The following is a 25,744-nucleotide window of genomic DNA, read 5'->3' as shown; positions in this document are numbered from 1 at the left end:
AAAGAGTTAATGTAAAGATGCGAGGAGCATATTCTGGCAGGAGAGTTTGCTTCAGTTACCAGTAAGAATAATTTAAGTATTACGAGCGCGTTGTTTTTAATTTGATAATAACGCGCTGATGATTATTAACGATTATATACCCAATAAACCTCAAGATGCGGGAGTGAGCACCTGAAAGTGATCTTTAATTCGAGATGTCAGTGAGTCCGCTATATCCGGCAGCGTCTGGTTAAAAAAGACAGATATTGCGTCCCTGAACTCTCGCGTACTGCTGAAGTAGCGATTATTCCGGGCATGTTCGTTCATTAATTTCCACATTCGTTCTATCGGATTCAGGTTTGGACTGTAAGGGGGAAGGTAATGCAGCCTGATATTTACCACCTCCGCCCAGTCTTTCACTAACTGTGAACTGTGGTAACCAGCTCCATCCGCTGCTCGCTCTTAGCCAACTGTCAAATTTGCCCATACACCTGCGCCACATCGCCCGTCTCCATGCCCCAGATCCATCGCCACAATTGCCAGCGCTTCTTTCCTGTTGACCCCCTGCGCCAGATAGTGACTAATGGCATCCTGCGCCCACGCATAACGCAGGGAATGCGGAGAATATGCGCCAGTCAGACCAATACGCGCCGCCTGGTTGTGCCAGTAGTCCATCGCGCTTTTCAGATCCGGTTTGTCGATCAGTCGGCCATGACGGCTTTCTGTAATAGCCAGCGCATTATCCAGCGCTTTTCTGACAGCCATAGTATCCAGAATCACCGTTTCGCGGGCCGCCCGCCTTTGGTGCCGAACACCACGGTTAAGCGCGTATCGCTGCGTTCAATGGCCTGTTTCCACGTTTTCAGCGATTGCACGCTCTGCACCGCTTCCTGTGAACGTAAGCCCATCAGCCTCGCCAGTTCCAGCGCCGCCGCCAGTCCCGGATCTTTCATGCGGGCCGTCTCCAGCACATGATGATAATGTTCCGGCGTGATCGCCTGTCGCGTCCCGCTGCGCGATGCACCAGCCAGGCCCAGCGATTTATTAGTCAGCCACTCATGCTCTGCCACCTGTTTACGCCCGGCCTGTTGCAGAACAGCGCGCAGCGAGGCCATTTCATTCTGCAGCGTGCGTTTGCCGATCCCCTGCGCCAACCTTTCATGAATATAGCTTTCAATGTGGCGCACCTTAATCTGCGCAACCCGCTGGATATGGACGTTCAAAGCCCGTAAGTGGTGATCGAAACGTTGCACGATATGAATGCGATCGTGCACCGTTTTATGGCTACCGCCACAGTGCTTTGCCAGTGCCTTCATTTCACCACCTAACTTGCCCATACACTTCTCCTGTGATTTTGAGAACACAAACAGTCTCCGGCGTATGCTTTTTGGCTGCGCCAGAACGATACCTTTACGCCGGAGTGGTAGTTTGTTGAGGTATAGGGAGTTTCAGACTGTACGCGGTACAGGCTGCCTGCGTGAGCAGGAATTCTCCGGGGCATCATGCCCCCCCTCGGTATCGATCTTTTTCTCTTCTTTCTTGCTGACAGCGGCCCCAAAAAGGCGCGTCAGATTCGGGAAGGAACGCCGGAACCCCGAAAACAGGGGCATGGCGCGGTGTAGTGGTTGTGCGTCACTTTGTCGCTTTGCGCGACGAAAGCGACGCACTGGTCGAGTGCAGTACGCGAAAGATCGCAGACTCTGGTGTTGTTTTACGGTCACGCGGCAGCAAAGCCGGACGTCTTTGCAGGCCGCAGCCCGTAAAGTAAAAGGCGTTGATGTGGTAACGGGTGCCGGGTGGAATCGCTTCCGTCACGGTGCAGCATTGACCAGAGATCTGGCGCAGGTACCATCGAGATACTCTTTCAGTTCTTTGGTACCGAACGTGTCGATAGCCCGCTGAGCTGCGCCGAGATTAGACGCCAGCTTGTCACCGCCAATGTCTTTATCGGCTTTAACTGCCGCAGCCCAGTCTTCTGTTTGCTTCTGCCATGACTCCGCTTGCTGTTGTTGCACTCCCGCCAGCACTTTCGGATAGACGTCCACCAGCTTCTGCGCTTGCTCTTGCGTCAGGTTCAGTTCACGCGCCACTGGTTCGAACTGCGCCAGCGCGCTGGTATCGAGTTCCTGACCTTCAGGGGCGGTGAACGCGTATTTCTCCGGCGCGCCGGGCGGCGTTTCTTCTTTCGGTGGAGTGGGCTTATTGGGATCGGCGGGTGGGTCGTGTGGTTTTTCAGAAGCGGGACCATCTGACGGTGGATCGGCGGGTGGATTTTCTGACGGTTTTCCTGTACCCGGATCGGTCTGCGTGCCGCCAGCGGTATCGGTTAATGCCATAGGAGGGGGCTCTATTTACTCAACGAACCGTGAGGCCCCGATTAAGCCCCAAAAACCATGGATGTCAAAAAACCCGGCAAACCTTATCAGATCAACCGGGTAAAGATAAATTCTTGTTTTTTAAACGTCTCCGGACTCGCCAGGATGTCCCGAAACTAAAATCTGGCTCCTCTGACTGGACTCGAACCAGTGACATACGGATTAACAGTCCGCCGTTCTACCGACTGAACTACAGAGGAATCGTGTGAACGGGGCGCATAGTAACGATGTGCGATCGGCTTGTCAAAGGGGGAAATAAGGTTGCGCGTTTGTTTGCTGACAAAAACAACAAAGCGTTGAAGTTTTGATCTAATTTCTACTTTGCCCCAGCATGGCGCAACTTTGTCTGTAATTGCACAAGTCAAATGCTGTGACCTTACCGCAATGGCTATGTACCAGCGCCTGATGAGGCCTGAAAAACTGGCAGGCACTTGGCAAATAATTCTGAGACATAACGCCGTAGAGATTAAGGGCAGGGGGCAGAATGAACTTTAGACGTGAAATATTTTGTGAAAATGGTTGATACAGGCAGTCTGACGCCGGTAGCGGAAATGGCAGATAAATTTCTGGTGCAGGCGAAAAGATTTCCGTCAATATCATAGGCAGAATTATGGCGCAACAGCTTTTGGCGACGACACGGAACGAGCGGGTTTTATCGCGCTTTTCCTGAAGGATTTTTTCATCAGCCTGTTTTTTGCGTTCGGGTCAATCCCCTGATCCAGCAGCCTTTTGACCTCGTCACGGCGTTGTCTGGCATCAGCAAGCGATACAGCAAGGTAAACCCCAATAGAAAACACCTTCTGTTTGCCATCGAAGCGATAGCCTGTCTGCCAGTATTTTGAATCGATAGAGGCCAAACCCGTCAGCGAGCTTGACGGCCTTTTCCGCTGGTCTGGCATTTTTTACTTTAGTATCAGTCAGTGACATGACGGTTCCCTCCGCGTGCTGGTAAAACGCAAATCGAACCAGCTTTACCAGCAAAAGGGTATGGCTGCGAGTGGTTTTTAGTGAACGAGAGTGAACCTGAAGAAAGGGATAATCGATTGATATAAATGCAGAAAGCAGACGTCAGTAAACGTCTGCTTTCCTTAATTTGGCTCCTCTGACTGGACTCGAACCAGTGACATACGGATTAACAGTCCGCCGTTCTACCGACTGAACTACAGAGGAATTGTTTCAACGAGGCGCATAATACTGGGCCCGCTATAACGTGTCAACAGTAAAATTAACGCGCCAATTCAATTGGTTAATTAACCCACAAAGTGAGGAATTAATGTTCGGATTCCTCGCCGTAGTCGCCTTCGTCAGCGCTTACCCGTAAGCGCTGAGAAGGATCCTGGCGATAGAACTGGCAAAAACGCTGCCATAGCGCCGGGAAACGTGGAGCAAACAGTTCTGGCGCGCTGAAAAAATACTCTGACAACACGGCAAAACATTCTGCAGGGTCGGTGGCGGCATAGGCATCTATACTGGCAGCGCTTTCGCCAACAAGGTCGATTTCATCCTGAATATTATTCATTGCCGCGTGGAGATCGTGTTCCCAGCCAGCCACATCGCGCAACGGGATGAAAGGGATGCCGCTGGCGCGATCGCCATTACGCATATCCAGTTTGTGCGCGACTTCATGAATAATGAGGTTGAAACCCGAAGCATCGAACGAGTCCTGGATATCCAGCCAGTTCAGAATGATGGGCCCTTGTTGCCAGCTTTGCCCCGACTGTACGACACGCTGGCTGTGCACCAGACCTATGTCATCTTCCCATTCATCATCTACCACAAAGGGCGCGGGATAAATGAGCACTTCATGAAAACCATCAAGCCACTCAATACCGAGCTCCAGGATCGGTAAGCAAAAAATTAACGCAATACGTGCACTTTTTAACGAGTCGAGCTCAAATCCCTGTAGCGCTACCAGTCTTTTCTGCTGCAAAAAACGTTCGGCTAGCGCAATAAGCCGAGCCTGTTCTTGCGCGGTGAGGTTTACCAGAAGAGGTATAGCCAGCGCATCATCCCACGGCCAGTCTTCGTTCTGGGTTATTTCTTGTGCTTTCCAGGGCCACTTAATCATCGTTTTGCTCGTAAACTCGTCACTTGAACAAAATTACCCGAATAGGGTCTGTTAAAATGCCAAATTACCTGGCATCATTGCAATATACGGAGAGATGCCGGAGCGGCTGAACGGACCGGTCTCGAAAACCGGAGTAGGGGCAACTCTACCGGGGGTTCAAATCCCCCTCTCTCCGCCAATCATTCAACAAAATCAATCACTGACAAAGCGTTTTTGATTTCGTCATACATAAATCCCTGCATTAAAATTTCTTTCACTCGCTCGATTTTTCTTACTACTGATGCTGTTTTTTACCATTTTGCTGCGCGTCGGGCATCCACTTTTATCTTCTTTAGCTCACAAGCTCACACTCTTTTGCAACGCCCATCTCACATCTCTGGTGACAAAACAGTTTAACTGCCGTTGCTTCACACGGATCTTGTAAGGGTATCTTAAAGGAAATGGATTGCTGGAGGATGGAGGAAAAGAGGCGAAATCATTTTCAGTGGTGATACCGCCTCCCCTGGACATGAGCTTGCCAGAACCTACGCGGTAAATCCTACGACACGAAGCCACGCGCAATTTTATGCGAAAACGCTGGCAATAGCCTTGCTGACTGATGCAAGCTATCTAAAATCGCTTGAAGATGACATCATGCAAAACAATCGCTTAAAAGACTCACCTGTTGATAAGCATGTTGAGGACGAAAAGAAGAAGAAAAATGCAGCCAGGTAAAAAGGGTTACGTTCGCCGTAAGCGAACGTGATCGCATCCAGCCTTAACGAACCTTTTTCCGTTCATCTCCCTTCATGTTTTTCAAAAAACTCTTTTATGGATGCCCCTAAAACGTCATACGCGAATTCGCTATTATTGTTCCCGTCGCGACAACATAGAGATTACGTAAAAAAACAGAGGGCAGACATTGAAAAATATTGGAAATAACGTAAAACGATTTGTCCGTGTTTTTTATTTGTCATTTAAACTTACAGAAATGGCTGTACTGCTATCAGTATAAAGATAATTTCAGTTGTCCAGATAAATCATTTTTAAAACTATTTGTATTAACAGGGTTTATTCATTTATTGAATGGATGCGTGCTCGTTTGGTCTTGTCATCTTGACGCTTTGAGATCACATATTCTATTCTATCATAGACAGCAGAGGAAATTAGCTGCTGGGATCGATTTTTGATTAATAAAATACTGGATGGAACCACGATGCAATTACCAGAACAGGATGAGTTTTTTGATTTTTTTGCTGCCAATGATGATGAACAAGCCTCTTTAAGGCGTAAGTTTTTTTTGGAGAAACATAAAGAGCCGTGGCTGTCTGAGTCTGCATTAGAGGACTATCAGGCGCTGTTTATGAGTATCTACGGAATTAATATTGACTGGAAAGAGGGAACTTTTAGCCTGCTTGAGGCACTTTCAGATAATCAGGGAGAGAGGCCTGTCACGGTCAAATTCGATTATGATAGTGAGATTGAAACAGCAACGATAAATTTGGTTGATACGCAGTATGTGTTTCATCACTACCCAATGGGAAGTGATGGTTTTGATACAGAACTGGTGCGCATTGAGCATATATTGGCTAATAGTGGATATAGTTTGCGGGTATATCAGAACAGCACTTTTAGTGATACATTATCGTTCTTACTCATTCCGTCAGATGAGTGGAAACGTGTTGAACAGCATTATAGTCCAGAGCATATTTCTGCATACTTCGTTCCGTATGGAAAACAACTTGTTATTCCTGAGGTTACTGCTCCAGTCGTAAATTATGTGTCATCCGTTAAACAAGAAGCATCAAATGTCCCAGCGTTGTTTAATGCTCGGGGTATCCGTATTTGTTTTTTAAGTATAATGCTAATCGCATTTGCAATTTATATTTTGTGGAATATCCTGACAAAAATAGAGCCTTTATCATCAGGCCAACCTACTGGCTGTGAAAATGTACAAAATTTATATTCAAAATTACGTCCAGAAGTAGCCGAGCCATTAAAAGAAAAAATGCGTAAGAGTTTGGGCTGTAAATGATAAATTTTCAGTTTAAGAAAATTACACTAATGGATAGGTAATAGAGATATATTTAATTTGATATTGTGTTATCGAAATAGTAATAACAGATAATATACATATTCTTGCGGTGGTGGATGAAGCGATTTTTATCTTATTTGTACAGGAAAAGAAAAAGAGTTTTTTTAGCTACCATGACTCTTATTAATTTTGTTGCCGCAAATCAAAAATACTACGCTTTTAATTTGTTGTCAGTGTTTATCATGGTGTTCTGGTCAGTTATCCTTATTTCCAATATGCAAACTGATATTAATCATAATGAAAAATAAAACTATTTTTTGTGTCTGTTATATTTTTAGTAAATCCATGAAGCTCGCTGTACCCCATCGGGATTCACAGTGATGTCACTCGCGGCGACTTAACGCCGTCGTCCTCGGTAATCATCGCACCCGGCCTGTTGCCCGAAATGTTCCCCTGTAGACATGGGCGCTGGGCAGAAGATTAATTGCTGTCAGGGAAACGCGCTGGCGCGTGGCGATAACTTACGCTGCGGGACTGTCGACGCTGTACAGAAAATCTGGCCTCCAGACTGGCTTAAATATGCTCACATGACAATACAACCGGAAAATTTACAAAACCCATAATTTGAACTGAGAGAGAAACTTACAAACGAAGCGACGAAGATTTAAACAGCCGTAGCGACTCCGGTATCTTGCGCGCATGTTCAAATAATACTACTGTATATAAAAACAGTATTCGAGGTATGGATTATGGAATTTTTCAGACCTACAGAGTTGCGCGAAATTATTCCTCTCCCATTTTTCAGTTACTTAGTGCCGTGTGGATTCCCCAGCCCCGCGGCGGACTACATTGAGCAGCGTATCGATCTTAATGAGTTGCTCGTTTCTCATCCCAGCTCAACATATTTTGTCAAAGCCACGGGTGATTCAATGATTGAAGCAGGCATCAGCGACGGCGACCTGCTGGTGGTGGATAGCTCACGGAACGCTGACCACGGTGACATTGTAATTGCGGCAATTGAAGGAGAGTTCACCGTAAAACGGTTGCAGTTGCGCCCGACAGTGCAGTTAATCCCCATGAACGGCGCCTATCGACCCATACCTGTCGGCAGTGAAGACACGCTCGACATATTCGGGGTGGTGACCTTTATCATTAAAGCGGTCAGTTGATTATGTTCGCGCTCTGCGATGTTAATAGCTTTTACGCCTCCTGCGAAACGGTCTTTCGTCCTGATTTATGTGGCCGACCGGTGGTGGTGTTATCAAACAATGATGGCTGCGTTATCGCGTGTAGCGCCGAGGCGAAACAGCTCGGTATCGCACCAGGTGAGCCATACTTCAAACAGAAAGAACGCTTCCGGCGATCCGGTGTTGTTTGCTTCAGCAGTAATTACGAGCTTTACGCTGATATGTCGAACCGGGTAATGACCACACTCGAGGAGATGGTGCCGCGGGTAGAAATTTACAGCATTGATGAGGCCTTTTGTGATCTGACGGGGGTACGAAACTGCCGGGATCTGACAGATTTCGGGCGCGAGATAAGAGCGACGGTCCTGAAGCGCACGCACCTGACTGTCGGTGTAGGCATTGCCCAGACGAAAACCCTTGCCAAGCTGGCTAACCATGCTGCGAAAAAGTGGCAGCGCCAGACCGGCGGGGTGGTTGACTTGTCGAACATTGACCGCCAGCGTCGGCTGCTGGCCCTGATACCCGTAGAGGATGTCTGGGGTGTCGGCAGGCGCATCAGTAAGAAGCTCAATGCCCTGGGCATCAAAACTGCTCTCGATCTCTCTGAACAAAGTACCTGGATCATCAGGAAACACTTCAATGTCGTGCTGGAGCGTACCGTGAGAGAGCTTCGCGGAGAGCCATGTCTGGAGCTTGAAGAGTTTGCGCCGGCAAAGCAGGAAATCGTTTGTAGCCGCTCTTTCGGCGAGCGGGTCACAGACTATGAGGAAATGCGCCAGGCTATTTACAGCTACGCTGCGCGCGCGGCAGAAAAACTCCGCGGCGAGCACCAGTACTGCCGTTTCATTTCAACATTCGTCAAAACATCACCCTTTGCCCTGAACGAGCCCTACTACGGTAACAGCTCCGCGGTGACGCTTCTCACCCCCACGCAGGATTCACGCGACATTATCAATGCGGCTGTGAAATGCCTGGATAAAATCTGGCGCGACGGCCATCGCTACCAGAAAGCGGGGGTGATGCTGGGTGACTTCTTCAGTCAGGGCGTAGCGCAACTCAACCTTTTCGACGATAACGCGCCGCGCGCCGGTAGTGCGAAGTTGATGGAAGTACTGGACCATCTTAACGCAAAAGACGGGAAGGGGACGCTGTACTTCGCCGGGCAGGGGATGTCGCAACAGTGGGCTATGAAGCGAGAAATGCTTTCGCCTCGGTACACCACAAGATACTCTGATCTACTGCGTGTTAAGTAACTTGTGCGATCAATGCCTGAGATAGTTGCCAAATCATCCCCGTTCTCTAACCAGTTTTGGTCACACAAGATCACAGGAACCTCTCACGATGAGGCGCATGTATCCTGGTTTACGACATCAGGAAATGTGGCGCATTTATTGCCAGGTAGGCGTTGTGAGACGTCACTTATTTACGCCAGGTTTCAGCCGTAGCGACGGGCATGGATAAAAAGAGTATGGCAATCAGCGTGATAATGCTAAAAAACAATTAATATTTTTTTAACAAAACTAAAGCTTGCTATGTTCAGTTAACCATGCGTTAATGGTTGTGCGGTTTGATACAAACTTATCTGAAGTAGTGATTGTAATATTTCTCATCATTTGTTCCTCTTGAGATCTCCTTTAGGTTTTTTTCTCTCTGATAATTTTCTTCAGGCCATTTTGCCCAAGGGCTCATTCGAAAGGTAACAATATTATGACGACGAAAATCACTGGTTTAGTAAAATGGTTTAACCCTGAAAAGGGCTTTGGTTTCATTACGCCTAAAGATGGCAGCAAAGATGTGTTTGTGCATTTTTCCGCCATTCAAAGTAATGAATTCCGCACTCTGAATGAAAATCAGGAAGTGGAGTTTTCAGTAGAGCAGGGACCAAAAGGTCCATCAGCGGTCAACGTTGTGGCGCTTTAAGGTATCTGATATTACTAATAAAATTCACTTCCGGTGTCCATGTTGCCATGGTTCACAATACAGAACATCGACATTCGATGTTACTGAGCAAAACCCATTTGGCGCGAAATGTATTTTTTGTAAGTCAACCATGATCACTTTTGATAATGTTGGATTATACATTCGCTCAGGACAGGTTCCGCCAGATTTTAGAAAATAATTCATATTAGCTCCGTACAGGAGCTTTTTTTATGCCCGGATGATTATCATCTATAGACGCTGACATCCATCATCTATAGTGGCATTTTCCTTTCCCCAAAGGTGTTATTTCTCTTGCAGGCAGCGCCTGAAAAGAGCGACGTTGTCCTCATCTATCCGATGAAGCCAGGTCACCTGTCTTTGCGCCGTTATCCGTTATTTAATTCTTGCCCTATAATAACAAGCCCGCGCTAAGCACGGGCTTGAATAACATAAAGCGTCTTAGAACTGGTAGACCAGACCAACACCTACGATATCATCGGTTGCAATACCGTTGCTTGCGTAGAAGTCATCATCTTCGTCCAGCAGGTTGATTTTATAATCAACGTAGGTGGACATATTTTTGTTGAAGTAGTAAGTCATACCGACGTCAACATATTTAACCAGATCTTTGTTGGTGTAACGCCAGTTGCCACGATGGACTTCCTGACCGCCTAAATCTTTGCCCTTAGACTGCAAGTAGGCGATGGACGGACGCAGACCGAAATCGAACTGATACTGCGCAACCACTTCAAAGTTCTGGGTTTTGTTAGCAATACCGCCATTATCTTCGCCATTGCCGCCGCCATAATAGGTCATGTTGCGGGTTTCAGCGTACATCGCCGCCAGGTAAACATTGTAGGCGTCATATTTGGCACCTACGGTCCAGGCTTCAGCGGTTTCACCACCAGCATAGTTGTTGCGCTCATTCATGCCGTCGCCATAACCACGAGCAACCTGATTGTCCGTACGGTCAGAGGAAGAGTAGGCCGCACCCAGGCTTAACCCGAAGTCAAAGTCGTAGGAGGCAGACATACCGAAACCGTCGCCGTTTTCACGGGCCAGTTTGCGGCTGCCGCCGTTACCTGTACCTTCACCAGCACCGCCATTTTCATTATTACCCTGGTACTGCAACGCGAAGTTCAGGCCTTCCACCAGACCGAAGAAGTCGGTATTACGGTAGGTGGCAACGCCGTTGGTTCTGCCCAGCATATAGACATCGGTCTGGGTATAAGTATCACCGCCGAATTCCGGCAGCGCATCGGTCCAGGCTTCAATGTCGTAGATAACACCATAGTTACGGCCATAATCGAAAGAGCCGTACTCGCCGAATTTCAGACCGGCAAAGCCCAGACGAGTCCAGGAGTTTGCACCTTCGCCTTCGGTGGTGTTCACCTTAATGTTGTATTCCCACTGACCATAGCCGGTCAGCATATCGTTGATCTGCGTTTCGCCTTTAAAGCCAATACGGGCGTAGGACTGGTCGCCATCGTCGCCTGCATTGTCAGAGAAGTAACGCAGACCATCAACTTTGCCGTACAGGTCGAGTTTGTTGCCATTTTTATTATAAATTTCAGCCGCATTTGCTGCGCCTGCCACTAATAACGCCGGGACAAGCAGTGCCAGAACTTTTCTGTTCATTATGTATTCCCTTATGATAATAATTTATATGAATATGTAGCCACTTCAACAAAACTACAAATTGATACTATTCTATGAAGTTCATGGAATTTAAAAAATAACATGTAACAAAGGTATTTAAAATATTTCAATTTGTTTCTGTTTGGTTTTTTATAATACAGGCAATATAAGTAACTAAGAATATATATTCTATAATTATCATTTTTTATCAATGGGTTATGTGTTTTGGTTTGATGTTTTTTGGCGTGAATATAATTTGTTTTTTATATGTATTTCATGATTTGATTATGAAAAATCATAAAAAAAACCGGCATAAATGCCGGTAATGTGGGTAATGATAAAATAAATGATAAAAGGCTAATAACCGAATCATTCTGACACTTAATGCTAATAAAATAAAACGCTATCGCGGTGCGTAAAAATAAGTTGTTCTGGTTATGGGTTATTCTGCATCAGAGTGCGATTCAATCACCATTCCCTTATTTAACAGCAGGTTCAGCGCCAAGCGTAACATTATCTGAGAATAAACTATTTGTGGAATGAATAACCAGAACAGGTGGATAAGGTATTTTATGGTCGAAATGTGACTAATGTCACATTATAATGTAATTAATGTCATATGACTTACATCACAAAAGCGGAGTAAAGTTTGAGTACCAGGGAGGACAACGCCACCCGTAGCATGGGCGGCAAATTAGCGTTATGGGTTTTTTATACCTTTTGCGGCTACTTCATCTGGGCGATGGCGCGTTGCGTGTGGCTGATGTCCGCCATACAAACCGAGCCGGTTCTCGGCCCAATCAGCACTCCTGGCAGCACAACGGAAAAATGGCTTAACGCGCTTTCGCTGGGCGTCGTCTGGCTTATTCTGGGGAGTATTGCCTGGTACACCCGGCCTCGCAAAAACAGGGGGTATCCCGCCGACACTCAGCCAGAAACGCGCAAGCACGCAGGGATGTAAAGTGGTGGCGGATATGTCAGGATAGCGAACCCTGTGCTCAGGCATGTAATAAAAATGGTCTGCTATAAAGAGAGGGCGTATGGACTCAGGATACTGGCAATCGCAGTTTGAAGACTGGCTACGTCACCACCACCAGGAACAGGATGCCGCCCATGACATCTTCCATTTTCGTCGTGTTTGGGCAACCGCGCAAACGCTCGGGGAAAACAGTCCTGTCGACTGGCTGGTGGTGCTATCGGCATGTTATTTCCATGACATCGTCAGCCTGGCGAAAAATCATCCGCAGCGGCATCGTTCTTCCATTCTGGCGGCGGCAGAAACCCGACGTATTTTTCTGCGGGATTTTCCTGACTTTCCGGCAGAAAAACTGGCGGGCATTTGTCATGCTATCGAAGCGCATAGCTTCAGCGCAAAAATTGCGCCTACCACGCCAGAGGCAAAAATCGTACAGGATGCAGACAGGCTGGAGGCGTTGGGCGCCATTGGTCTGGCGCGGGTCTTCGCGGTTTCCGGCGCGCTGGGCGTCGCGCTGTTTGATGCCGACGATCCCTTTGCCGACAGACGGCCTCTTAACGATAAGCAATTCGCGCTCGACCATTTTCAAACCAAACTGCTGAAACTGCCGCTGACGATGCAGACTGAACGGGGCAAGTGCCTGGCGCAGCGTAATGCGGATTTTCTGGTGTCGTACATGGCGAAACTGAGCGCTGAGCTGAAAGGCGACTATGAAACACGGGATGAGGCGGTCATCCAGATGTTTGCTACGCATCAGTAACCCCTGCCGCTGAAACGTAAACCGCGTCATTTTATGTTAGTCTGTCGGCAATTATTTTTGGCCGGTTAAATGTATGCAGGAAAATATTTCAGTAACACACGCCCGGAACCTCATCGCCGACGACGCCGGAAGCGAGATCCAGGCGATGCTGAGTCAATTGCTGGAAATCTACGATGTTAAAACGCTGGTGGCGCACCTTAACGGCCTGGGCGAACAGCACTGGAGCCCGGCCATCTTAAAGCGCGTAATGATGAACGCGGCATGGCATCGTTTGAGCGACAATGAACTCACCTGTCTTAAAACAGAGTTGCCGACGCCGCCAGCGCATCATCCACATTACGCCTTTCGTTTTATCGATCTCTTCGCGGGCATCGGCGGTATTCGCCGCGGATTTGAAGCGATAGGCGGACAGTGCGTGTTTACCAGCGAATGGAATAAGCACGCGGTACGGACATATAAAGCGAACTATTTTTGCGATCCGCTGCAACATCGCTTTAATGAAGATATCCGCGATATCACATTGAGCCACCGGGAAGGGGTCAGCGATGATGAGGCGGCGGAACACATTCGCCAGCATATTCCGCAACATGATGTCCTGCTGGCGGGCTTTCCCTGTCAGCCATTTTCTCTGGCGGGCGTTTCCAAGAAAAATGCGCTGGGCCGCGCCCACGGCTTTGCCTGCGAGACTCAGGGGACGTTATTTTTTGATGTCGTAAGAATTATCGACGCCCGCCGCCCCGCGCTGTTTGTGCTGGAAAACGTGAAAAACCTTAAAAGTCACGACCAGGGCAACACCTTCCGCATTATTATGCAAACGCTCGATGAACTGGGGTATGACGTGGCGGATGCCGCTGACAATGGCCCGGACGATCCGAAAATTATCGACGGGCAGCACTTTCTTCCTCAGCATCGGGAACGTATTGTGTTGGTGGGATTCCGTCGCGATTTAAACCTGAAAACCGATTTTACGTTACGCAATATCGCCCGCTGTTATCCACCGCGCCGTCCGACGCTGGCAGAACTGCTGGAGCCCGTCGTCGAAGCCAAATATATCCTGACGCCGGTGCTGTGGAAATATTTATATCGCTACGCGAAAAAGCACCAGGCGCGGGGAAACGGTTTTGGCTATGGCATGGTTTATCCTGACAATCCGGAAAGTGTGGCGCGCACGTTATCTGCTCGCTACTACAAAGATGGCGCCGAAATTCTGATCGATCGTGGTTGGGATATGGCGAAAGGCGAAGTGAATTTCGACGATGCTGGCAACCAACAACATCGTCCCCGCCGACTCACGCCGAGAGAGTGCGCGCGTTTAATGGGATTTGAGGCGCCGCAAACATACCAGTTCAGGATACCTGTCTCGGATACGCAGGCCTATCGCCAGTTTGGCAACTCCGTGGTGGTGCCGGTATTTGCCGCGGTAGCAAAGCTGCTGGAACCCAAAATTCACCAGGCGGTGGCGCTGCGTCAGAGAGAGACGGTAGATGGCGGACGTTCACGATAAAGCCACGCGCAGTAAAAATATGCGCGCGATAGCAACCCGCGATACGGCTATTGAAAAACGTCTTGCCGGCCTGCTAAGCGCGCAGGGGATTACGTTTCATACTCAGGACGCGACATTACCGGGCAAGCCGGACTTTGTGGTGAATGACTATGATTGTGTGATTTTTACTCACGGCTGCTTTTGGCATCATCACCACTGTTATCTGTTCAAAGTACCGGCCACGCGGACGGCTTTCTGGCTGGAAAAAATCGGTAAGAACGTTGAGCGCGATGAGCGCGATATTCAGCGTTTACAGGCGCTTGGCTGGCGGGTGCTGATCGTCTGGGAGTGCGCCTTGCGCGGACGAGCGAAATTGAGCGACGCGGCGTTGGCGGAGCGCCTGGAAGAGTGGATCTGCGGCGGCGGCGCCAGCGCGCAGATCGACACCCAGGGGATTCATCTACTGGCGTGAATCTTCCGTTTTACACGGCGTGACCACCGCCTTGACAGGAAACAGGTACTTACCCAGAGTCACCAGCACTACGGCAAACACAATCACACCCAGCGCGGCCCATTCAACGGGCGATAACCTCTCGCCACCCAGGCCGGTGCCAAGCAACACGGCGACAACCGGATTCACATAGGCGTAGCTGGTCGCCAGCGCCGGACTGACGTTGCGAATCAGGTACATATAGGCATTAATGGCGATAATAGAACCGAACAACGCCAGGTAGCCGACGGCCATAAACCCCGATAAGCCAGGCAGCGTGGCGAGCTTTTCGCCGGAAAGAAACGCCGCGCAAAGCAATACCACGCCCGCCGCCAGCATTTCAATCGCGCCCGCCATCATGCCCACAGGGAGGGCGATGCGCGAGCCGTAAACGGAACCAAATGCCCAGCTCATCGAACCTATCAGGATCAAAATCGCGCCCCACGGATTGCCGCTTAAGTTGCCGCCGCTGTTCAGCAGAATAATCCCGGCAAGTCCAATGGCAATCCCCACCCATTCTAATTTGCGCGTTTTAATACCAAAAAAGTAGCTAAAGCACAGCGTAAATAGCGGGACAGTGGCGACCACGACGGCAGCAATGCCCGATGGCACGTTTTGATGCTCCGCCACCGTCACCAGACCGTTACCCACCGCTAGCAGCAGTAGACCAATCAGCGCGGCGTTGATGGTCTGGCGCAGCGGCGGAAGTTTTTCGCCGCGCAACAGCAAAAACGCCATGAGCAACATCCCCGCCGAGAGAAAACGTACGCCTGCCATCATCAGCGGCGGCCAGCTTTCAACGCCTATGCGGATAACAAAATAGGTAGACCCCCAAATGATGTACAAGGCAAAAAGCGCGCCAAAAAGAGGTAATAACTGCCGGAAACGCATAATCACTCACGGTGAAATAAAAAGGGTAATATAGTAAACGTCAAAATTATTATGCTGGCGAGTATTATAATTGTCCTTTTGGAATAAAAAGGCGTTGACCCGCGCCGCCGGTTTCGGCATTGCGCGTTTTGCTACATACTTAACGTCTTAGAAGAAAAGACCGAGGAAATCATTTTGGCAGGAAGTAGCTTACTGACATTACTCGACGATATCGCCACGCTGCTGGACGATATTTCGGTAATGGGCAAATTGGCCGCGAAAAAAACCGCGGGCGTACTGGGGGACGACCTGTCGCTCAATGCGCAGCAGGTGACCGGCGTTCGCGCTAATCGCGAGCTGCCAGTGGTATGGAGCGTGGCGAAAGGATCATTAATCAACAAGGTTATTCTGGTGCCGTTGGCGCTGCTGATAAGCGCATTTATCCCGTGGGCCATCACGCCTTTATTAATGTTAGGCGGCGCGTTTCTCTGCTTTGAAGGGGTAGAAAAAGTCCTGCATACCTTTGAGGCGCGAAAACACAAAGAAGACCCGGCGGAGCGGCAAAAACGTCTTGAGGCGCTGGCTGCGCAAGATCCTTTGGCCTTTGAAAAAGATAAAGTAAAAGGGGCGGTCCGTACCGATTTCATTCTTTCCGCTGAAATTGTGGCCATTACCCTGGGGATTGTCGCGCAGGCGCCGCTGCTTAATCAGGTGTTGGTGCTGGCGGGGATTGCGTTGGTTGTGACTATTGGCGTGTATGGCCTGGTGGGTATTATTGTTAAACTGGATGATATGGGGTACTGGCTGGCGGAAAAGCGTAGCGTGCTGGCGCAGGGCGTCGGTAAAGGATTACTGATTATCGCGCCCTGGTTAATGAAAGCATTATCCATTGTTGGTACGCTGGCGATGTTTCTGGTCGGCGGCGGGATTGTCGTACACGGTATTGCGCCGCTACACCATGCCATTGAACATTTTGCGCAGCAGCAGGGGGCTTTCATGGCGCATACGATCCCTGCGGGGCTGAATCTGGTGCTCGGCTTTATTATCGGCGCCATTGTGGTGGCGCTGGTGAAAGGTGTGGCGAAAATTCGCGGTGTTTCGCACTGATTTTCTAGAATGAATTATGCAAAATTGTCCATCCTCGTCTAAGGTGAAAACGTTTCATCTGATACAGGAGGCAGGTATGGTCTTTTCTGTCAGTGAGGAAGTTACCGTGAAAGAGGGTGGGCCCCGGATGATCGTCACCGGTTATTCCAGCGGAATGGTAGAGTGTCGCTGGTATGATGGTTTTGGCGTAAAGCGGGAGGCATTCCATGAGAATGAGCTCGTGCCAGGCAAGGAAAGGCGCGTGCGGGACGAAGCCCGATGACAAAACGCCCGGTTAATGCCGGGCGTTTTGCTGTGGAGAAAAAGAGTCGTCGCGCTGCGACATGCTGCTACCTGGTTATGCCAGGATTGAGTGGTATCCCTTGATGAGGTCTGGCTACCGTAAGCCATCAGGGGGAGTTGTATCAATAACCAGGAGTTACCAGGGTGCCGCACGAAACACTGTTAGACAATCAAGGCTGGTTTAAAAAGCTGGCGCGGCGTTTTGGTCCCGGTCATGTCGTCAACACCTGTTTTCTGATCGTGATGCTGTTCTCGACGCTACTTACCTGGCGGGAAGTGATGATACTGAAAGACGCGTATGTCGCCAGTCAGCGCAATCATCTGGGGAGCGTCGCGAATGTCCTTGACCGCCAACTGCAATTCAACATGGACAGGTTGATCTTTTTACGCAACGGTATGCATGAAGCGCTGGTGGCGCCGCTGGCTTTTTCCGCATTGCAAAGCGCGGTGACGCAGTTTGAGCAACGACGCGTCAGACATTTCTGGCAACTGGAGTTGGATAAGCGGCGGACATTGCCGTTATATGGCGTTTCCGATCAATTTGTCGCCCGGACGACGCTTCTTTCGCGGGAGAGTCGTGACCTGGCAAATGAATTAACCGCCACGCTGGAGTTAGGGTATCTGGCGCGTCTGGCGCGCTCATCCGCCATGCTGACGCTGGAGACGATGTATGTTTCTCGCTCAGGGTTTTACCTCTCAACTCTCCCTACGGCGTACGGTAGCGATATTGTCTCCCGTTACTATCAGTACGTGACCCAGCCCTGGTTTATCGAGCAAAGCCAACGGCGTAACCCACAGCGCGGCGTGCGGTGGTTTACCTCCGCACAGCCCTATGTTGCTGACGAGCAGAAAAAAGTGACAGCCAGTCTACCGCTGGATCACGATAATTACTGGTATGGCGTACTGGCAATGGATATTCCCGTCGCGTCATTACAGCGGTTCCTGCGCGATGCGGCCGAAAAGGATATTGAAGGGGAATATCAGCTATACGATAACCATCTCCGTTTGTTGACGGACTCCGCGCCGGAACAACAAACCGCGAATACGTTAAATGACCGTGAGCGCGCCTTACTGGCGCGTGAAATAGAAAAAGATACCCTGGGCGGGCTGCGTTTAGGAACGCATTATGTAAGCTGGGAGCGGCTGGATCATTTTGATGGCGTCCTGCTGCGCGTGCATACATTACGTGAAGGCATACAAGGGAATTTTGGCAGTATTAGTATCGCGCTGACGCTGTTATGGGTGCTTTTTACGGCGATGCTGTTGATCTCCTGGGGCGTTATTCGACATATGGTCAAAAACATGTTTGTTCTGCAAAATTCGCTGCAATGGCAGGCATGGCACGATCCGCTGACCCGGCTATATAACCGTGGCGCGCTGTTTGAAAAAGCGTCCAGGCTGGCAAAGCGCTACCGGGAAGCCCGCCAGCCATTTTCTGTGATACAGCTGGATTTAGATTATTTTAAAAGCGTTAACGATCGCTTTGGTCATCAGGCAGGCGATCGCGTGTTGTCCCATGCCGCTGGGCTCATTGGCAGCACCATTCGAGCGCACGACATTGCCGGACGGGTAGGGGGCGAAGAGTTTTGTATCGTGCTGCCCGGCGCGACGAAAGCGCAGGCGCTGCAGATTGCCGAACGCATACGCCAGCGCATTAATGACAAAGAGATTCTGGTGACGAAAAGCACGACGCTTCGTATCAGCGCGTCAATGGGGATCAGTAGCGCGGAGGAATACGGCGACTATGATTTTGAGCAGTTGCAGTCGCTGGCCGACAAACGGCTTTATTACGCCAAACAGTCCGGACGTAACCGTATTTGCGCCAGCGACGCGACTCAGGAGCGGGAAAAGAAATAGTCCATTCCTTCGCGCCAGCCATCCGGCCCTTCGTTCTGGCTACGGTAGACGCGCTGAGGATCGTCGTTACGCAAGTGTACGCCCTCCCGGTTTAGCCCTTTAACGACAACCGCATAATCCATCACATCCAGTAAAGGCGCATCATTGGGGCCGTCTCCTAGCCCCAACGTCAGAGGACGCGCGCGCCACTGCCGACGATATGCTTCTATCAGCCAGTTAGCAGCCTGATCTTTACCGGCGGAGGCGTCCAGCACATGCCAGAAACGGGCGCCATGGACAAATTGCAGTCCCAGGTCATTTAAACGGGCGACAAACTGCGCCATGCGTTCATCGCTATCGCGCCAGATCAGCGACACCGACGCTTCATGCAGACGGGTTAGGGCAGACTGTGCCCGGTTTAGGCCCGTCCATTCGCTTATCACCTGATCGTCAACGTCATCAAACGTGGTGAACTTAAACTGTTCCTTTTCACGCAATTTATGCAGGACGAGGCGGATTTCGTTGTGAGAAATACCGGCTATCAGACGGGGATAGTTGGGATGGTCTTCCCAATGAACGTCCAGTTGGATCACCGCGCCGTTTTCCGCAATCAGCGGCAGTCCCTGTAGATTTAACGTCGTCTGGAGCTGGAGCATTTCAGCCGCGGTTTTACTGCTACAGAGGATCACGGGCACGCCGCTTTCATGCAGGCGTGTAAGCCAGGGAGCCGCGGGCTGCCACTCAAAAGTGTGGCTGTTCAGCAATGTGCCGTCCAGATCGGTAAAAATCAGCAAGGGGTCATGGATTGAGAGCATTTTTTCCTCATTTTCCGTTGCAACGGCGGGCTTATTTCCAGGAAAAGTCCTAAAGCACACCCGAAAGAAGTCGAACGCTAACTGGAACCGATCCCGTCGCTTCCAGGCAGCACATGCGTTGTCACACTTTTGCTACCAAACTATTAGCGCGCTTAATCATTCATGTAAAAAATATTTACTTGTCATGCAAAAAAATTGCAGATAAGGTAAATCTCACATCAGATTTCCTGGTGTAACGAATTTTCAAGTGCTTCTTGCATAAGCAAGTTTGATCCCGACCCGTAGGGCCGGGATTTTTTTCGGCCATTTTTAACGGTTTACTTCTGTTACACTAAAATCATGAATATCCAGCTCGAATGCTTCAGCTAATTCATGCCATGTATGATATTCCCGTCCGTCTACGCTCACCCGCTCAGGATCTTCCTGGCTACGGTGAACCTCGCTTTCGCTGATTTCATTGATGGCCGCCAGTAGCGCATCTACATCGACGCTCACTTCGCGCTTGGCCGTATCACTGTACTCTTTTGCCGTTTTCATCTTCACTACCTCACGGGTTCCTGACAGCCTAAGTATAGACCGTTGAGAAAACCAGCAAACACGCCGGCAAGGCGCTGTCAGACGCAGAAAATTGTTCTACACTGGCACAAAGCGACAGGAGGAAAATGATGAAGGTGAATGATCGGGTAACCGTTAAAACGGACGGCGGTCCCCGCCGACCGGGCGTGGTACTGGCAGTGGAAGAATTTAGTGAAGGCACAATGTACCTGGTTTCGCTGGAGGATTACCCGCTCGGCATCTGGTTCTTCAATGAGTCAGGTCACAAGGATGGTATTTTTGTCGAGAAGGCGGAGCAGGACTAATTGAGCCGGACTGGAGGTACATTGCCAGTCCGGATATCTCAGCGCATGTTAACAAAAATGCCGTTAGTGACGTTATCTGTCAGCCGCACTACGTGATAGATCACTTGTTTATTATGCGTTTTTATCTTTCTTTTTATATTCCCCTTATGGGAGGATACTGTTTTTGCTTTAATATTCATTCTGTCAGAAATCTGAATGGTTCCCTGACCTTCCATCCACATTCGCAACATGCTGGATTCAGTTCGACTTAACGATAATGTTGGTAAATTTATGGTTCCTGAAATACCCGACTCTTTTTTCAGAATATCGCCAAGAATGGTATCCAGCGAGTCAGGTTTAATCGATTTCGAGCTAATCAATAAGTTTTTTCTTACTAACAAATATTCATCAAAATGCACATTAGCAATTGCCATAAAAACAATAAATAACGTGTCAGGATGTTGATTAATGATTTGCTTTATTTGTTGACTGTCTGAAGGCGTATGAATGAAACAGTCCTCATTAATAAACACCACCGAAGGCTGATGCGCGCCACAAGCGATAGCGAGTTCGTCAACGGTTTCGATGTCGTTGATTTCCCTTTTTTTCACCCCTCTGCTGACCAGATACCCGCTTAACCCTAGCCGGGTGTAACTGCATAAATCCATAATAATCGTTGACATGGCATACCCTCACTCAATGCGTAACGATAATTCCCCTTACCTGAATAACTCACCATAATCAGACGGAACACGAATAGTCACCTTAGACAACGCTTACGCGGTTTTTCAGGCGAACTTACTATCCCGTAAAGTTACATATAATTTGCCAGGAATCATCTTAAAGTAAAGTGAATGTTGCGTTATGTGAGTGAAGTAAAAACAAATAAGGGGCAGCGGATATATCCTGGTGAATGTTTTTTAAAATTTATTTTCGGATAAACCTTAGTAAAACAGGATAAAAATTATGGGTTATTATTTATCGGCATCTCGCTAACAATATCAGCAAGCAAATTGAAAATTTCGCTGAATAAATGTTCGCAAAACGGCGCAATTAATGGCATTAGCGCGGCCATCAGCATAATGCCGACGGTGAGGGTAAGCGGGAAACCGATAACAAATATCGAGAGCTGCGGCGCCATGCGGTTTAATAGCCCCAGCGCCAGGTTGAGCGTAAGCAGGAGGGTAATGACCGGCAATGCCAGCATCAGTCCGTTTAAGAAAATGAGCCCTCCGGCCCTGGCGAGCGCCATAAATGCATTACTGTTCACCGGGTTACTACCGATGGGCAGAGTATGGAAGGTATCGACCAGCAGCGAAATAAGCCACAAATGGCCATTAAAGGTGAGAAACAGTAGCATGGCGAGCATATCCATAATACGCGCCAGAACCGGCATATTCAGGTGGCTGCCCGGGTCGACGAAGGTGGCAAAGGAAAGCCCCATTTGCAGACCGATAAACTCACCTGCGGTACGCACCGCCGCAAAGGCGAATTGCATGGTAAATCCCAGCGCAATACCGATCAGAATTTGTTGCATCGCCAGCCATAAGGCGGCAATAGAAAAAAGCGGCGTATCGTTTGCCGGTAGCGACGGCGCGATAACGAGGGTAATCATTATTCCCAACCCCAGTTTTACCCGCTTGGGAATAGCGCGCTCACTGAGGATTGGCGCCGTTGAAATCAGCGCCAGTACGCGCAGCAAAGGCCAGAAATAGAGATGCAGCCAGTATAGCCATTGCTCGCTTGTAACCTGGATCATCGTTCTGTTTATCCGATGATATAAGGTAAATTGCTGAACAGAGTGCGTACGTAGTCCAGCAGCAGGTTGAGCATCCACGGGCCGGCAACGATAATTGCGATGAATACCGCGACGATTTTAGGGATAAACGACAGCGTCATTTCATTAATCTGAGTCGCGGCCTGTAAGATGCTGATAATGAGGCCGGTAATCAGCGCGACGAGTAACAGCGGCGCAGCCAGGGCGAGAGCGACTTTCATCGCCTCGGTGCCCATCATCATGACGGATTCAGGAGTCATTTTGCGCCTCTAACTGTAAAAGCTTTGGGCCAGCGACCCCACAAGCAATTGCCAACCATCGACCAGCACAAACAGCATCAGCTTAAACGGTAGGGCGATTGTCGCTGGCGGCACCATCATCATCCCCAACGCCATCAATACGCTGGCGATCACCAGGTCGATAATCAAAAAAGGGATGAAAATCGTAAAACCGATCTGAAATGCCGTCTTTAATTCGCTGGTGACATAAGCGGGCAGGAGGATACGCATCGGTACTGCTTCCGGTCCCTGTAACGGACCGCTATTGGCCAGACGGGCAAACAGCGCCAGATCGGCTTCGCGGGTTTGGCGCAGCATGAACGCGCGTAACGGTTGCGCGCCTTTATCCAGCGCTTCCTGCATAGAAATTTTCTGCTCGCTAAACGGCTGGTAAGCATCCACGTAAATCTTGTCAATGACGGGCGACATAATAAAAAAGGTCAAAAACAACGCCAGTCCGAGTAACACCTGATTTGGCGGTGCCGAGGGCGTGCCCAGCGCGTTACGCAACAGGCCAAAAACAATGATGATACGCGTGAAGCTCGTCATCATCAGTAAAATCGCCGGCAGAAACGTCAGCGAGGTGATGAAAACTAGCGTCTGGACGGATAATGACCAGCTTTGGCCTCCGCCCGCTAATGGTTGGCTGATAAGCCCCGGCAGTTGCGCAGCGGCGGCGGGACTAAAAAGCCACAGACCCGCCAGAGAAAGGAATAACAAACGGCGCATCAGGATCTCCCGGAACGCTTGAGTAAGTTCTTCATCATGTTCTGGAAATCCGCCGGTGGGGCAACGGGTGCTTCCGTGTCATTCTCCGCGGGCGGTAGGGTGTGCAGCAGGTTGATCTGCGAGGCGGTCACGCCCAGTACCAGGCGCGCATTTTCGACCTCGACAATCACCACGCGTTCGCGCGGGCCAAGCGAGGCGCTGGCTGACACCTTGAGCCCCCGGACGCTATTTCCTTTGGGCGCGAATCCCATACGCTTAATCACCCAGGCCGCCGCCAGAATGAGCGCAATAATGCCAATTAATGCGCCGCTCACCTGCATGAGCGGCGATCCGGCTGGCGCGGTGGGCTGAGAAACCGTGGCCTCTGTCTTCATCATTAACGACTCAAACGACGCATACGCTCGGATGGCGTAATAATATCGGTGATACGTACGCCGTATTTATCCGCCACGACGACCACTTCACCCTGGGCAATCAGGTAGCCATTAATCAGGATATCCAGCGGCTCGCCCGCCAGCCCGTCCAGCGCGACGACCGACCCCTGCGTCAGACGCAGCAGTTCTTTAATGGTCATTCGCGTGCGGCCCAGCTCTACGGTCAGTTTGACCGGGATATCCATAATCAGATCGATATCCTGCATAGCACCGCTGACATCGCCGCCGCCAAGCTGTTGGAAAACCGCGTCGGCGGCGCTTTTATTGGTGGTCGCTTTTTGCTCGTTTAACGCGTCAGCCCACAGATCATCCAATGCGCCAGTATTCTCATCGGACGGATTATTCATGTCACTCATTTGGGCTGTTCCTCATTCAGCGAATTCAAAATTGGGTTGATCAAATGTTCTACGCGTAGCGCATACTGTCCGTTTACGGTGCCATATTGGCTGGTGAGTACCGGAACGCCGTCCACATGAGCAATAATGCGGTCGGGTTTTTCAATCGGCAGTACATCGCCAGGTTTCAGCTTCAAAATTTGGGAAAGACGTAACGGAATATCGGCAAAATTGGCCACCAGCTCCAGTTCAGAGTGCTGAACCTGGCGTACCAGGTTATCACGCCAGTTCTGATCTTCATGGCGCGAGTTCTCCAGCGGCGGATTCACCAACAGCTCACGCAGCGGCTCGATCATGCTAAATGGCAGGCAGATGTTAAATTCACCGGTCAGATTGCCGATCTCCACATGAAACGGCGTATTGACGACGATATCGTTCGGCGAGGTGGTGATATTGGTAAATTTCACCTGCATTTCGGAACGCACATACTCCACTTCCAGCGGATTAATGGCTTTCCATGCGTCGCTATAGCCTTCCAGCGCCAGTTTCAGCATACGGTTGATGACCCGCTGTTCCGTATGGGTAAACTCGCGGCCCTCGACTTTGGTCGGAAAACGGCCGTCGCCGCCGAACAGGTTATCGACGGCAATAAACACCAGACTCGGCGAGAACACCACCAGCCCGGTGCCGCGTAGCGGCTTCAGGTGGATCAGGTTCAGGTTGGTCGGTACCGGCAGGTTACGCGCAAATTCGTGATACGGCTGAATACGTATGGCGCCCACGGTAATATCCGGGCTGCGGCGCAGCAGGTTAAATAATCCCATACGGAACTGGCGTGCGAAACGCTCGTTAATAATCTCCAGCGCCTGCAAGCGTTCACGCACGACGCGACGCTGGGTATTGGGATCGTAAGGGCGAATATCGCTATCGCTTGCGATACCGGGAGTGGGTTCGTCTTTGGTGTCGCTGTCGCCGTTCAACAGCGCATCGATTTCAGCCTGAGAAAGAATACTATCGCCCATATCGTTACCGCAGAATAAAAGCTGTATAAAGCACGTCAGTGACGACCTGTTTTGGTTGTCCGGCAACGAGCGGCGCGGCCAGCGTCTCTTTAATGGCGGCAATCAGTTTTTGTTTGCCAGCTTCTGTTGAGAGCTCGGCGGCATTCTGACGGGAAAACAACAACAGCAGACGGCTGCGCACTTCCGGCAGATATTCATTTAATCGCGCGCGCGTCGCTTCGTCTTTCAGACGCAGAGTCACGCCGATATACAACACGCGATCCGCATCGCCCAGATTGACGGTAAACGTATCCAGCGCAAAAAATACCGGCGCGGGCGGCGGAGCCGGTTCCGCTTTAGCGTTCGTGGTCGGTTGCTGCTGCATACGCCAGTAGCTATAACCGGCGGTCGCGCAGGCGGCGAGGGTAATCAACACCAGCAAAGGTATCCAAATCGAGCGTTTGCTCTTTTTGTTAATCGCGGAGTCAGTCATCTGATACGGGCTTCCTGTTTCGGTACTGCTTATTGGCTGATTATCCCGTGTCCTGTCC

At 49.9% G+C, this 25,744-nt stretch carries 27 protein-coding genes, 3 tRNA genes and 4 pseudogenes; 15 read left to right on the top strand and 19 right to left on the bottom strand.

Annotated elements, in window-relative coordinates; translation table 11 throughout:
* Positions 1-150: 150 nt before the first annotated feature.
* From NBA72_RS11420 to mtfA, 7 genes and pseudogenes are all read right to left on the bottom strand, one after another.
* A pseudogene (locus NBA72_RS11420) lies at positions 151-429 on the bottom strand (transposase); the annotation flags it as partial.
* A 23-nt stretch (positions 430-452) separates the two neighbouring features.
* A pseudogene (locus NBA72_RS11415) lies at positions 453-1,316 on the bottom strand (integrase domain-containing protein).
* Between the two features lie 474 nt (positions 1,317-1,790).
* A complete protein-coding gene (locus NBA72_RS11410) occupies positions 1,791-2,315 on the bottom strand; it encodes a peptidase (RefSeq protein WP_001219023.1) in 525 nt (174 codons plus the stop codon).
* Between the two features lie 163 nt (positions 2,316-2,478).
* Positions 2,479-2,554 (bottom strand) — tRNA-Asn (locus NBA72_RS11405).
* A gap of 421 nt (positions 2,555-2,975) precedes the next feature.
* A pseudogene (locus tag NBA72_RS11400) lies at positions 2,976-3,281 on the bottom strand (Arm DNA-binding domain-containing protein); the annotation flags it as partial.
* Between the two features lie 167 nt (positions 3,282-3,448).
* Positions 3,449-3,524, bottom strand: a tRNA-Asn gene (locus NBA72_RS11395).
* 100 nt (positions 3,525-3,624) lie between these two features.
* A complete protein-coding gene (mtfA, locus tag NBA72_RS11390) occupies positions 3,625-4,422 on the bottom strand; it encodes a DgsA anti-repressor MtfA (protein ID WP_000598921.1) in 798 nt (265 codons plus the stop codon).
* Positions 4,423-4,510: 88 nt separating this feature from the next.
* Here mtfA and NBA72_RS11385 point away from each other — a divergent pair.
* From NBA72_RS11385 to ymcF, 7 genes and pseudogenes are all read left to right on the top strand, one after another.
* Positions 4,511-4,600, top strand: a tRNA-Ser gene (locus tag NBA72_RS11385).
* Positions 4,601-4,890: 290 nt separating this feature from the next.
* A pseudogene (locus tag NBA72_RS11380) lies at positions 4,891-5,136 on the top strand (hypothetical protein); the annotation flags it as partial.
* A gap of 481 nt (positions 5,137-5,617) precedes the next feature.
* Positions 5,618-6,436, top strand: a complete 819-nt coding sequence (locus NBA72_RS11375; RefSeq protein ID WP_042949060.1) for a hypothetical protein — start codon at positions 5,618-5,620, stop codon at positions 6,434-6,436.
* A gap of 749 nt (positions 6,437-7,185) precedes the next feature.
* A complete protein-coding gene (locus NBA72_RS11370) occupies positions 7,186-7,605 on the top strand; it encodes a translesion error-prone DNA polymerase V autoproteolytic subunit (RefSeq protein ID WP_000394197.1) in 420 nt (139 codons plus the stop codon).
* 2 nt (positions 7,606-7,607) lie between these two features.
* Complete coding sequence (locus NBA72_RS11365; protein WP_042949062.1) at positions 7,608-8,876, top strand: Y-family DNA polymerase; 1,269 nt, start codon at positions 7,608-7,610, stop codon at positions 8,874-8,876.
* Between the two features lie 454 nt (positions 8,877-9,330).
* Positions 9,331-9,543: a transcription antiterminator/RNA stability regulator CspE gene (gene cspE / locus NBA72_RS11360; RefSeq protein WP_000208509.1), complete on the top strand. Its 213-nt coding sequence runs from the start codon at positions 9,331-9,333 to the stop codon at positions 9,541-9,543.
* A gap of 10 nt (positions 9,544-9,553) precedes the next feature.
* Positions 9,554-9,742: a cold shock small protein YmcF gene (ymcF, locus tag NBA72_RS11355; RefSeq protein ID WP_024131109.1), complete on the top strand. Its 189-nt coding sequence runs from the start codon at positions 9,554-9,556 to the stop codon at positions 9,740-9,742.
* A gap of 260 nt (positions 9,743-10,002) precedes the next feature.
* On the opposite strand, the gene ompS1 is transcribed toward ymcF, so the two are convergent.
* Positions 10,003-11,181, bottom strand: coding sequence for a porin OmpS1 (gene ompS1, locus NBA72_RS11350; RefSeq protein ID WP_001080668.1), 1,179 nt, complete (start codon positions 11,179-11,181; stop codon positions 10,003-10,005).
* Between the two features lie 649 nt (positions 11,182-11,830).
* Between ompS1 and drpB the strand changes: the two genes are divergently transcribed.
* The 4 genes from drpB (at position 11,831) to NBA72_RS11330 (ending at position 14,872) form a co-directional block, all read left to right on the top strand.
* The gene (gene drpB, locus NBA72_RS11345) at positions 11,831-12,142 is read left to right on the top strand and encodes a cell division protein DrpB (protein WP_000107439.1); all 312 of its coding nucleotides are present in this window, start codon (positions 11,831-11,833) and stop codon (positions 12,140-12,142) included.
* Positions 12,143-12,221: 79 nt separating this feature from the next.
* On the top strand, positions 12,222-12,917 hold the full coding sequence (locus NBA72_RS11340) for a phosphohydrolase (protein WP_000377038.1): 696 nt from the start codon (positions 12,222-12,224) through the stop codon (positions 12,915-12,917).
* A 73-nt stretch (positions 12,918-12,990) separates the two neighbouring features.
* Positions 12,991-14,421: a DNA cytosine methyltransferase gene (locus NBA72_RS11335; protein WP_042949068.1), complete on the top strand. Its 1,431-nt coding sequence runs from the start codon at positions 12,991-12,993 to the stop codon at positions 14,419-14,421.
* On the top strand, positions 14,402-14,872 hold the full coding sequence (locus NBA72_RS11330; RefSeq protein ID WP_000785978.1) for a very short patch repair endonuclease: 471 nt from the start codon (positions 14,402-14,404) through the stop codon (positions 14,870-14,872). The genes NBA72_RS11335 and NBA72_RS11330 overlap by 20 nt, the downstream gene beginning before the upstream one ends.
* Here NBA72_RS11330 and yedA read toward each other — a convergent pair.
* Positions 14,861-15,781, bottom strand: coding sequence for a drug/metabolite exporter YedA (gene yedA, locus NBA72_RS11325; RefSeq protein ID WP_001212264.1), 921 nt, complete (start codon positions 15,779-15,781; stop codon positions 14,861-14,863). The two genes, NBA72_RS11330 and yedA, sit on opposite strands and share 12 nt — an antisense overlap.
* A 168-nt stretch (positions 15,782-15,949) precedes the next feature.
* On the opposite strand from yedA, the gene NBA72_RS11320 reads away from it, so the two are divergent.
* The 3 genes from NBA72_RS11320 to dgcQ all read left to right on the top strand — a co-directional run bounded on the left by NBA72_RS11320 (position 15,950) and on the right by dgcQ (position 19,006).
* A complete protein-coding gene (locus NBA72_RS11320; protein ID WP_085920526.1) occupies positions 15,950-16,867 on the top strand; it encodes a DUF808 domain-containing protein in 918 nt (305 codons plus the stop codon).
* Positions 16,868-16,943: 76 nt separating this feature from the next.
* Positions 16,944-17,129, top strand: a complete 186-nt coding sequence (locus NBA72_RS11315) for a YodC family protein (RefSeq protein ID WP_000232161.1) — start codon at positions 16,944-16,946, stop codon at positions 17,127-17,129.
* Positions 17,130-17,293: 164 nt separating this feature from the next.
* Positions 17,294-19,006, top strand: coding sequence for a cellulose biosynthesis regulator diguanylate cyclase DgcQ (dgcQ, locus tag NBA72_RS11310; RefSeq protein WP_001119828.1), 1,713 nt, complete (start codon positions 17,294-17,296; stop codon positions 19,004-19,006).
* Here the strand turns inward: dgcQ and NBA72_RS11305 are convergent.
* Entirely contained in the window at positions 18,985-19,800 is an 816-nt protein-coding gene (locus tag NBA72_RS11305; protein WP_000948794.1) for a mannosyl-3-phosphoglycerate phosphatase-related protein, read from the bottom strand. The two genes, dgcQ and NBA72_RS11305, sit on opposite strands and share 22 nt — an antisense overlap.
* 309 nt (positions 19,801-20,109) lie before the next feature.
* A complete protein-coding gene (gene yodD, locus NBA72_RS11300; protein WP_000844798.1) occupies positions 20,110-20,337 on the bottom strand; it encodes a YodD family peroxide/acid resistance protein in 228 nt (75 codons plus the stop codon).
* A 128-nt stretch (positions 20,338-20,465) separates the two neighbouring features.
* Here yodD and dsrB point away from each other — a divergent pair, with 128 nt between their 5' ends.
* On the top strand, positions 20,466-20,660 hold the full coding sequence (gene dsrB / locus NBA72_RS11295; protein ID WP_042949072.1) for a protein DsrB: 195 nt from the start codon (positions 20,466-20,468) through the stop codon (positions 20,658-20,660).
* A gap of 38 nt (positions 20,661-20,698) precedes the next feature.
* On the opposite strand, the gene rcsA is transcribed toward dsrB, so the two are convergent.
* The 8 genes from rcsA to fliL all read right to left on the bottom strand — a co-directional run bounded on the left by rcsA (position 20,699) and on the right by fliL (position 25,686).
* Positions 20,699-21,322, bottom strand: a complete 624-nt coding sequence (rcsA, locus tag NBA72_RS11290; protein WP_000103971.1) for a transcriptional regulator RcsA — start codon at positions 21,320-21,322, stop codon at positions 20,699-20,701.
* 281 nt (positions 21,323-21,603) lie between these two features.
* Positions 21,604-22,398: a flagellar biosynthetic protein FliR gene (gene fliR / locus NBA72_RS11285; RefSeq protein ID WP_000616953.1), complete on the bottom strand. Its 795-nt coding sequence runs from the start codon at positions 22,396-22,398 to the stop codon at positions 21,604-21,606.
* A gap of 8 nt (positions 22,399-22,406) precedes the next feature.
* Positions 22,407-22,676 carry a flagellar biosynthesis protein FliQ gene (gene fliQ / locus NBA72_RS11280; RefSeq protein WP_000187355.1) on the bottom strand — a complete coding sequence of 90 codons (270 nt, stop codon included), beginning with the start codon at positions 22,674-22,676 and terminating at the stop codon, positions 22,407-22,409.
* A 9-nt stretch (positions 22,677-22,685) separates the two neighbouring features.
* Positions 22,686-23,423: a flagellar type III secretion system pore protein FliP gene (fliP, locus tag NBA72_RS11275; RefSeq protein ID WP_001253411.1), complete on the bottom strand. Its 738-nt coding sequence runs from the start codon at positions 23,421-23,423 to the stop codon at positions 22,686-22,688.
* The gene (fliO, locus tag NBA72_RS11270; RefSeq protein ID WP_001648874.1) at positions 23,423-23,800 is read right to left on the bottom strand and encodes a flagellar biosynthetic protein FliO; all 378 of its coding nucleotides are present in this window, start codon (positions 23,798-23,800) and stop codon (positions 23,423-23,425) included. The genes fliP and fliO overlap by 1 nt, the downstream gene beginning before the upstream one ends.
* Positions 23,800-24,213, bottom strand: coding sequence for a flagellar motor switch protein FliN (gene fliN / locus NBA72_RS11265; protein WP_001282111.1), 414 nt, complete (start codon positions 24,211-24,213; stop codon positions 23,800-23,802). Before fliN ends, fliO begins: the two co-directional genes overlap by 1 nt.
* Positions 24,210-25,214, bottom strand: coding sequence for a flagellar motor switch protein FliM (fliM, locus tag NBA72_RS11260; RefSeq protein ID WP_000502811.1), 1,005 nt, complete (start codon positions 25,212-25,214; stop codon positions 24,210-24,212). The genes fliN and fliM overlap by 4 nt, the downstream gene beginning before the upstream one ends.
* A 4-nt stretch (positions 25,215-25,218) precedes the next feature.
* Entirely contained in the window at positions 25,219-25,686 is a 468-nt protein-coding gene (fliL, locus tag NBA72_RS11255; protein WP_000132169.1) for a flagellar basal body-associated protein FliL, read from the bottom strand.
* Between the last annotated feature and the right edge of the window lie 58 nt (positions 25,687-25,744).

The sequence above is a fragment of the Salmonella sp. NW1250 genome (assembly GCF_051812965.1).
Lineage (GTDB): Bacteria > Pseudomonadota > Gammaproteobacteria > Enterobacterales > Enterobacteriaceae > Salmonella > Salmonella enterica.
The sequence above is the reverse complement of the archived record's forward strand: the minus strand, read 5'-3'. Positions and strand labels throughout refer to the sequence as shown.

Coding starts and splice junctions, on each gene's coding strand:
- NBA72_RS11315 (WP_000232161.1), top strand. CDS start 16,944: ATGGTCTTTTCTGTCAGTGAGGAAGTTACCGTGAAAGAGGGTGGGCCC.
- fliP (WP_001253411.1), bottom strand. CDS start 23,423: ATGCGCCGTTTGTTATTCCTTTCTCTGGCGGGTCTGTGGCTTTTTAGT.
- NBA72_RS11330 (WP_000785978.1), top strand. CDS start 14,402: ATGGCGGACGTTCACGATAAAGCCACGCGCAGTAAAAATATGCGCGCG.
- NBA72_RS11370 (WP_000394197.1), top strand. CDS start 7,186: ATGGAATTTTTCAGACCTACAGAGTTGCGCGAAATTATTCCTCTCCCA.
- fliN (WP_001282111.1), bottom strand. CDS start 24,213: ATGAGTGACATGAATAATCCGTCCGATGAGAATACTGGCGCATTGGAT.
- rcsA (WP_000103971.1), bottom strand. CDS start 21,322: ATGTCAACGATTATTATGGATTTATGCAGTTACACCCGGCTAGGGTTA.
- fliO (WP_001648874.1), bottom strand. CDS start 23,800: ATGATGAAGACAGAGGCCACGGTTTCTCAGCCCACCGCGCCAGCCGGA.
- NBA72_RS11340 (WP_000377038.1), top strand. CDS start 12,222: ATGGACTCAGGATACTGGCAATCGCAGTTTGAAGACTGGCTACGTCAC.
- yodD (WP_000844798.1), bottom strand. CDS start 20,337: ATGAAAACGGCAAAAGAGTACAGTGATACGGCCAAGCGCGAAGTGAGC.
- mtfA (WP_000598921.1), bottom strand. CDS start 4,422: ATGATTAAGTGGCCCTGGAAAGCACAAGAAATAACCCAGAACGAAGAC.
- NBA72_RS11335 (WP_042949068.1), top strand. CDS start 12,991: ATGCAGGAAAATATTTCAGTAACACACGCCCGGAACCTCATCGCCGAC.
- yedA (WP_001212264.1), bottom strand. CDS start 15,781: ATGCGTTTCCGGCAGTTATTACCTCTTTTTGGCGCGCTTTTTGCCTTG.
- fliQ (WP_000187355.1), bottom strand. CDS start 22,676: ATGACTCCTGAATCCGTCATGATGATGGGCACCGAGGCGATGAAAGTC.
- NBA72_RS11410 (WP_001219023.1), bottom strand. CDS start 2,315: ATGGCATTAACCGATACCGCTGGCGGCACGCAGACCGATCCGGGTACA.
- ompS1 (WP_001080668.1), bottom strand. CDS start 11,181: ATGAACAGAAAAGTTCTGGCACTGCTTGTCCCGGCGTTATTAGTGGCA.
- NBA72_RS11365 (WP_042949062.1), top strand. CDS start 7,608: ATGTTCGCGCTCTGCGATGTTAATAGCTTTTACGCCTCCTGCGAAACG.
- NBA72_RS11375 (WP_042949060.1), top strand. CDS start 5,618: ATGCAATTACCAGAACAGGATGAGTTTTTTGATTTTTTTGCTGCCAAT.
- fliM (WP_000502811.1), bottom strand. CDS start 25,214: ATGGGCGATAGTATTCTTTCTCAGGCTGAAATCGATGCGCTGTTGAAC.
- dsrB (WP_042949072.1), top strand. CDS start 20,466: ATGAAGGTGAATGATCGGGTAACCGTTAAAACGGACGGCGGTCCCCGC.
- cspE (WP_000208509.1), top strand. CDS start 9,331: ATGACGACGAAAATCACTGGTTTAGTAAAATGGTTTAACCCTGAAAAG.
- NBA72_RS11305 (WP_000948794.1), bottom strand. CDS start 19,800: ATGCTCTCAATCCATGACCCCTTGCTGATTTTTACCGATCTGGACGGC.
- fliL (WP_000132169.1), bottom strand. CDS start 25,686: ATGACTGACTCCGCGATTAACAAAAAGAGCAAACGCTCGATTTGGATA.
- fliR (WP_000616953.1), bottom strand. CDS start 22,398: ATGATCCAGGTTACAAGCGAGCAATGGCTATACTGGCTGCATCTCTAT.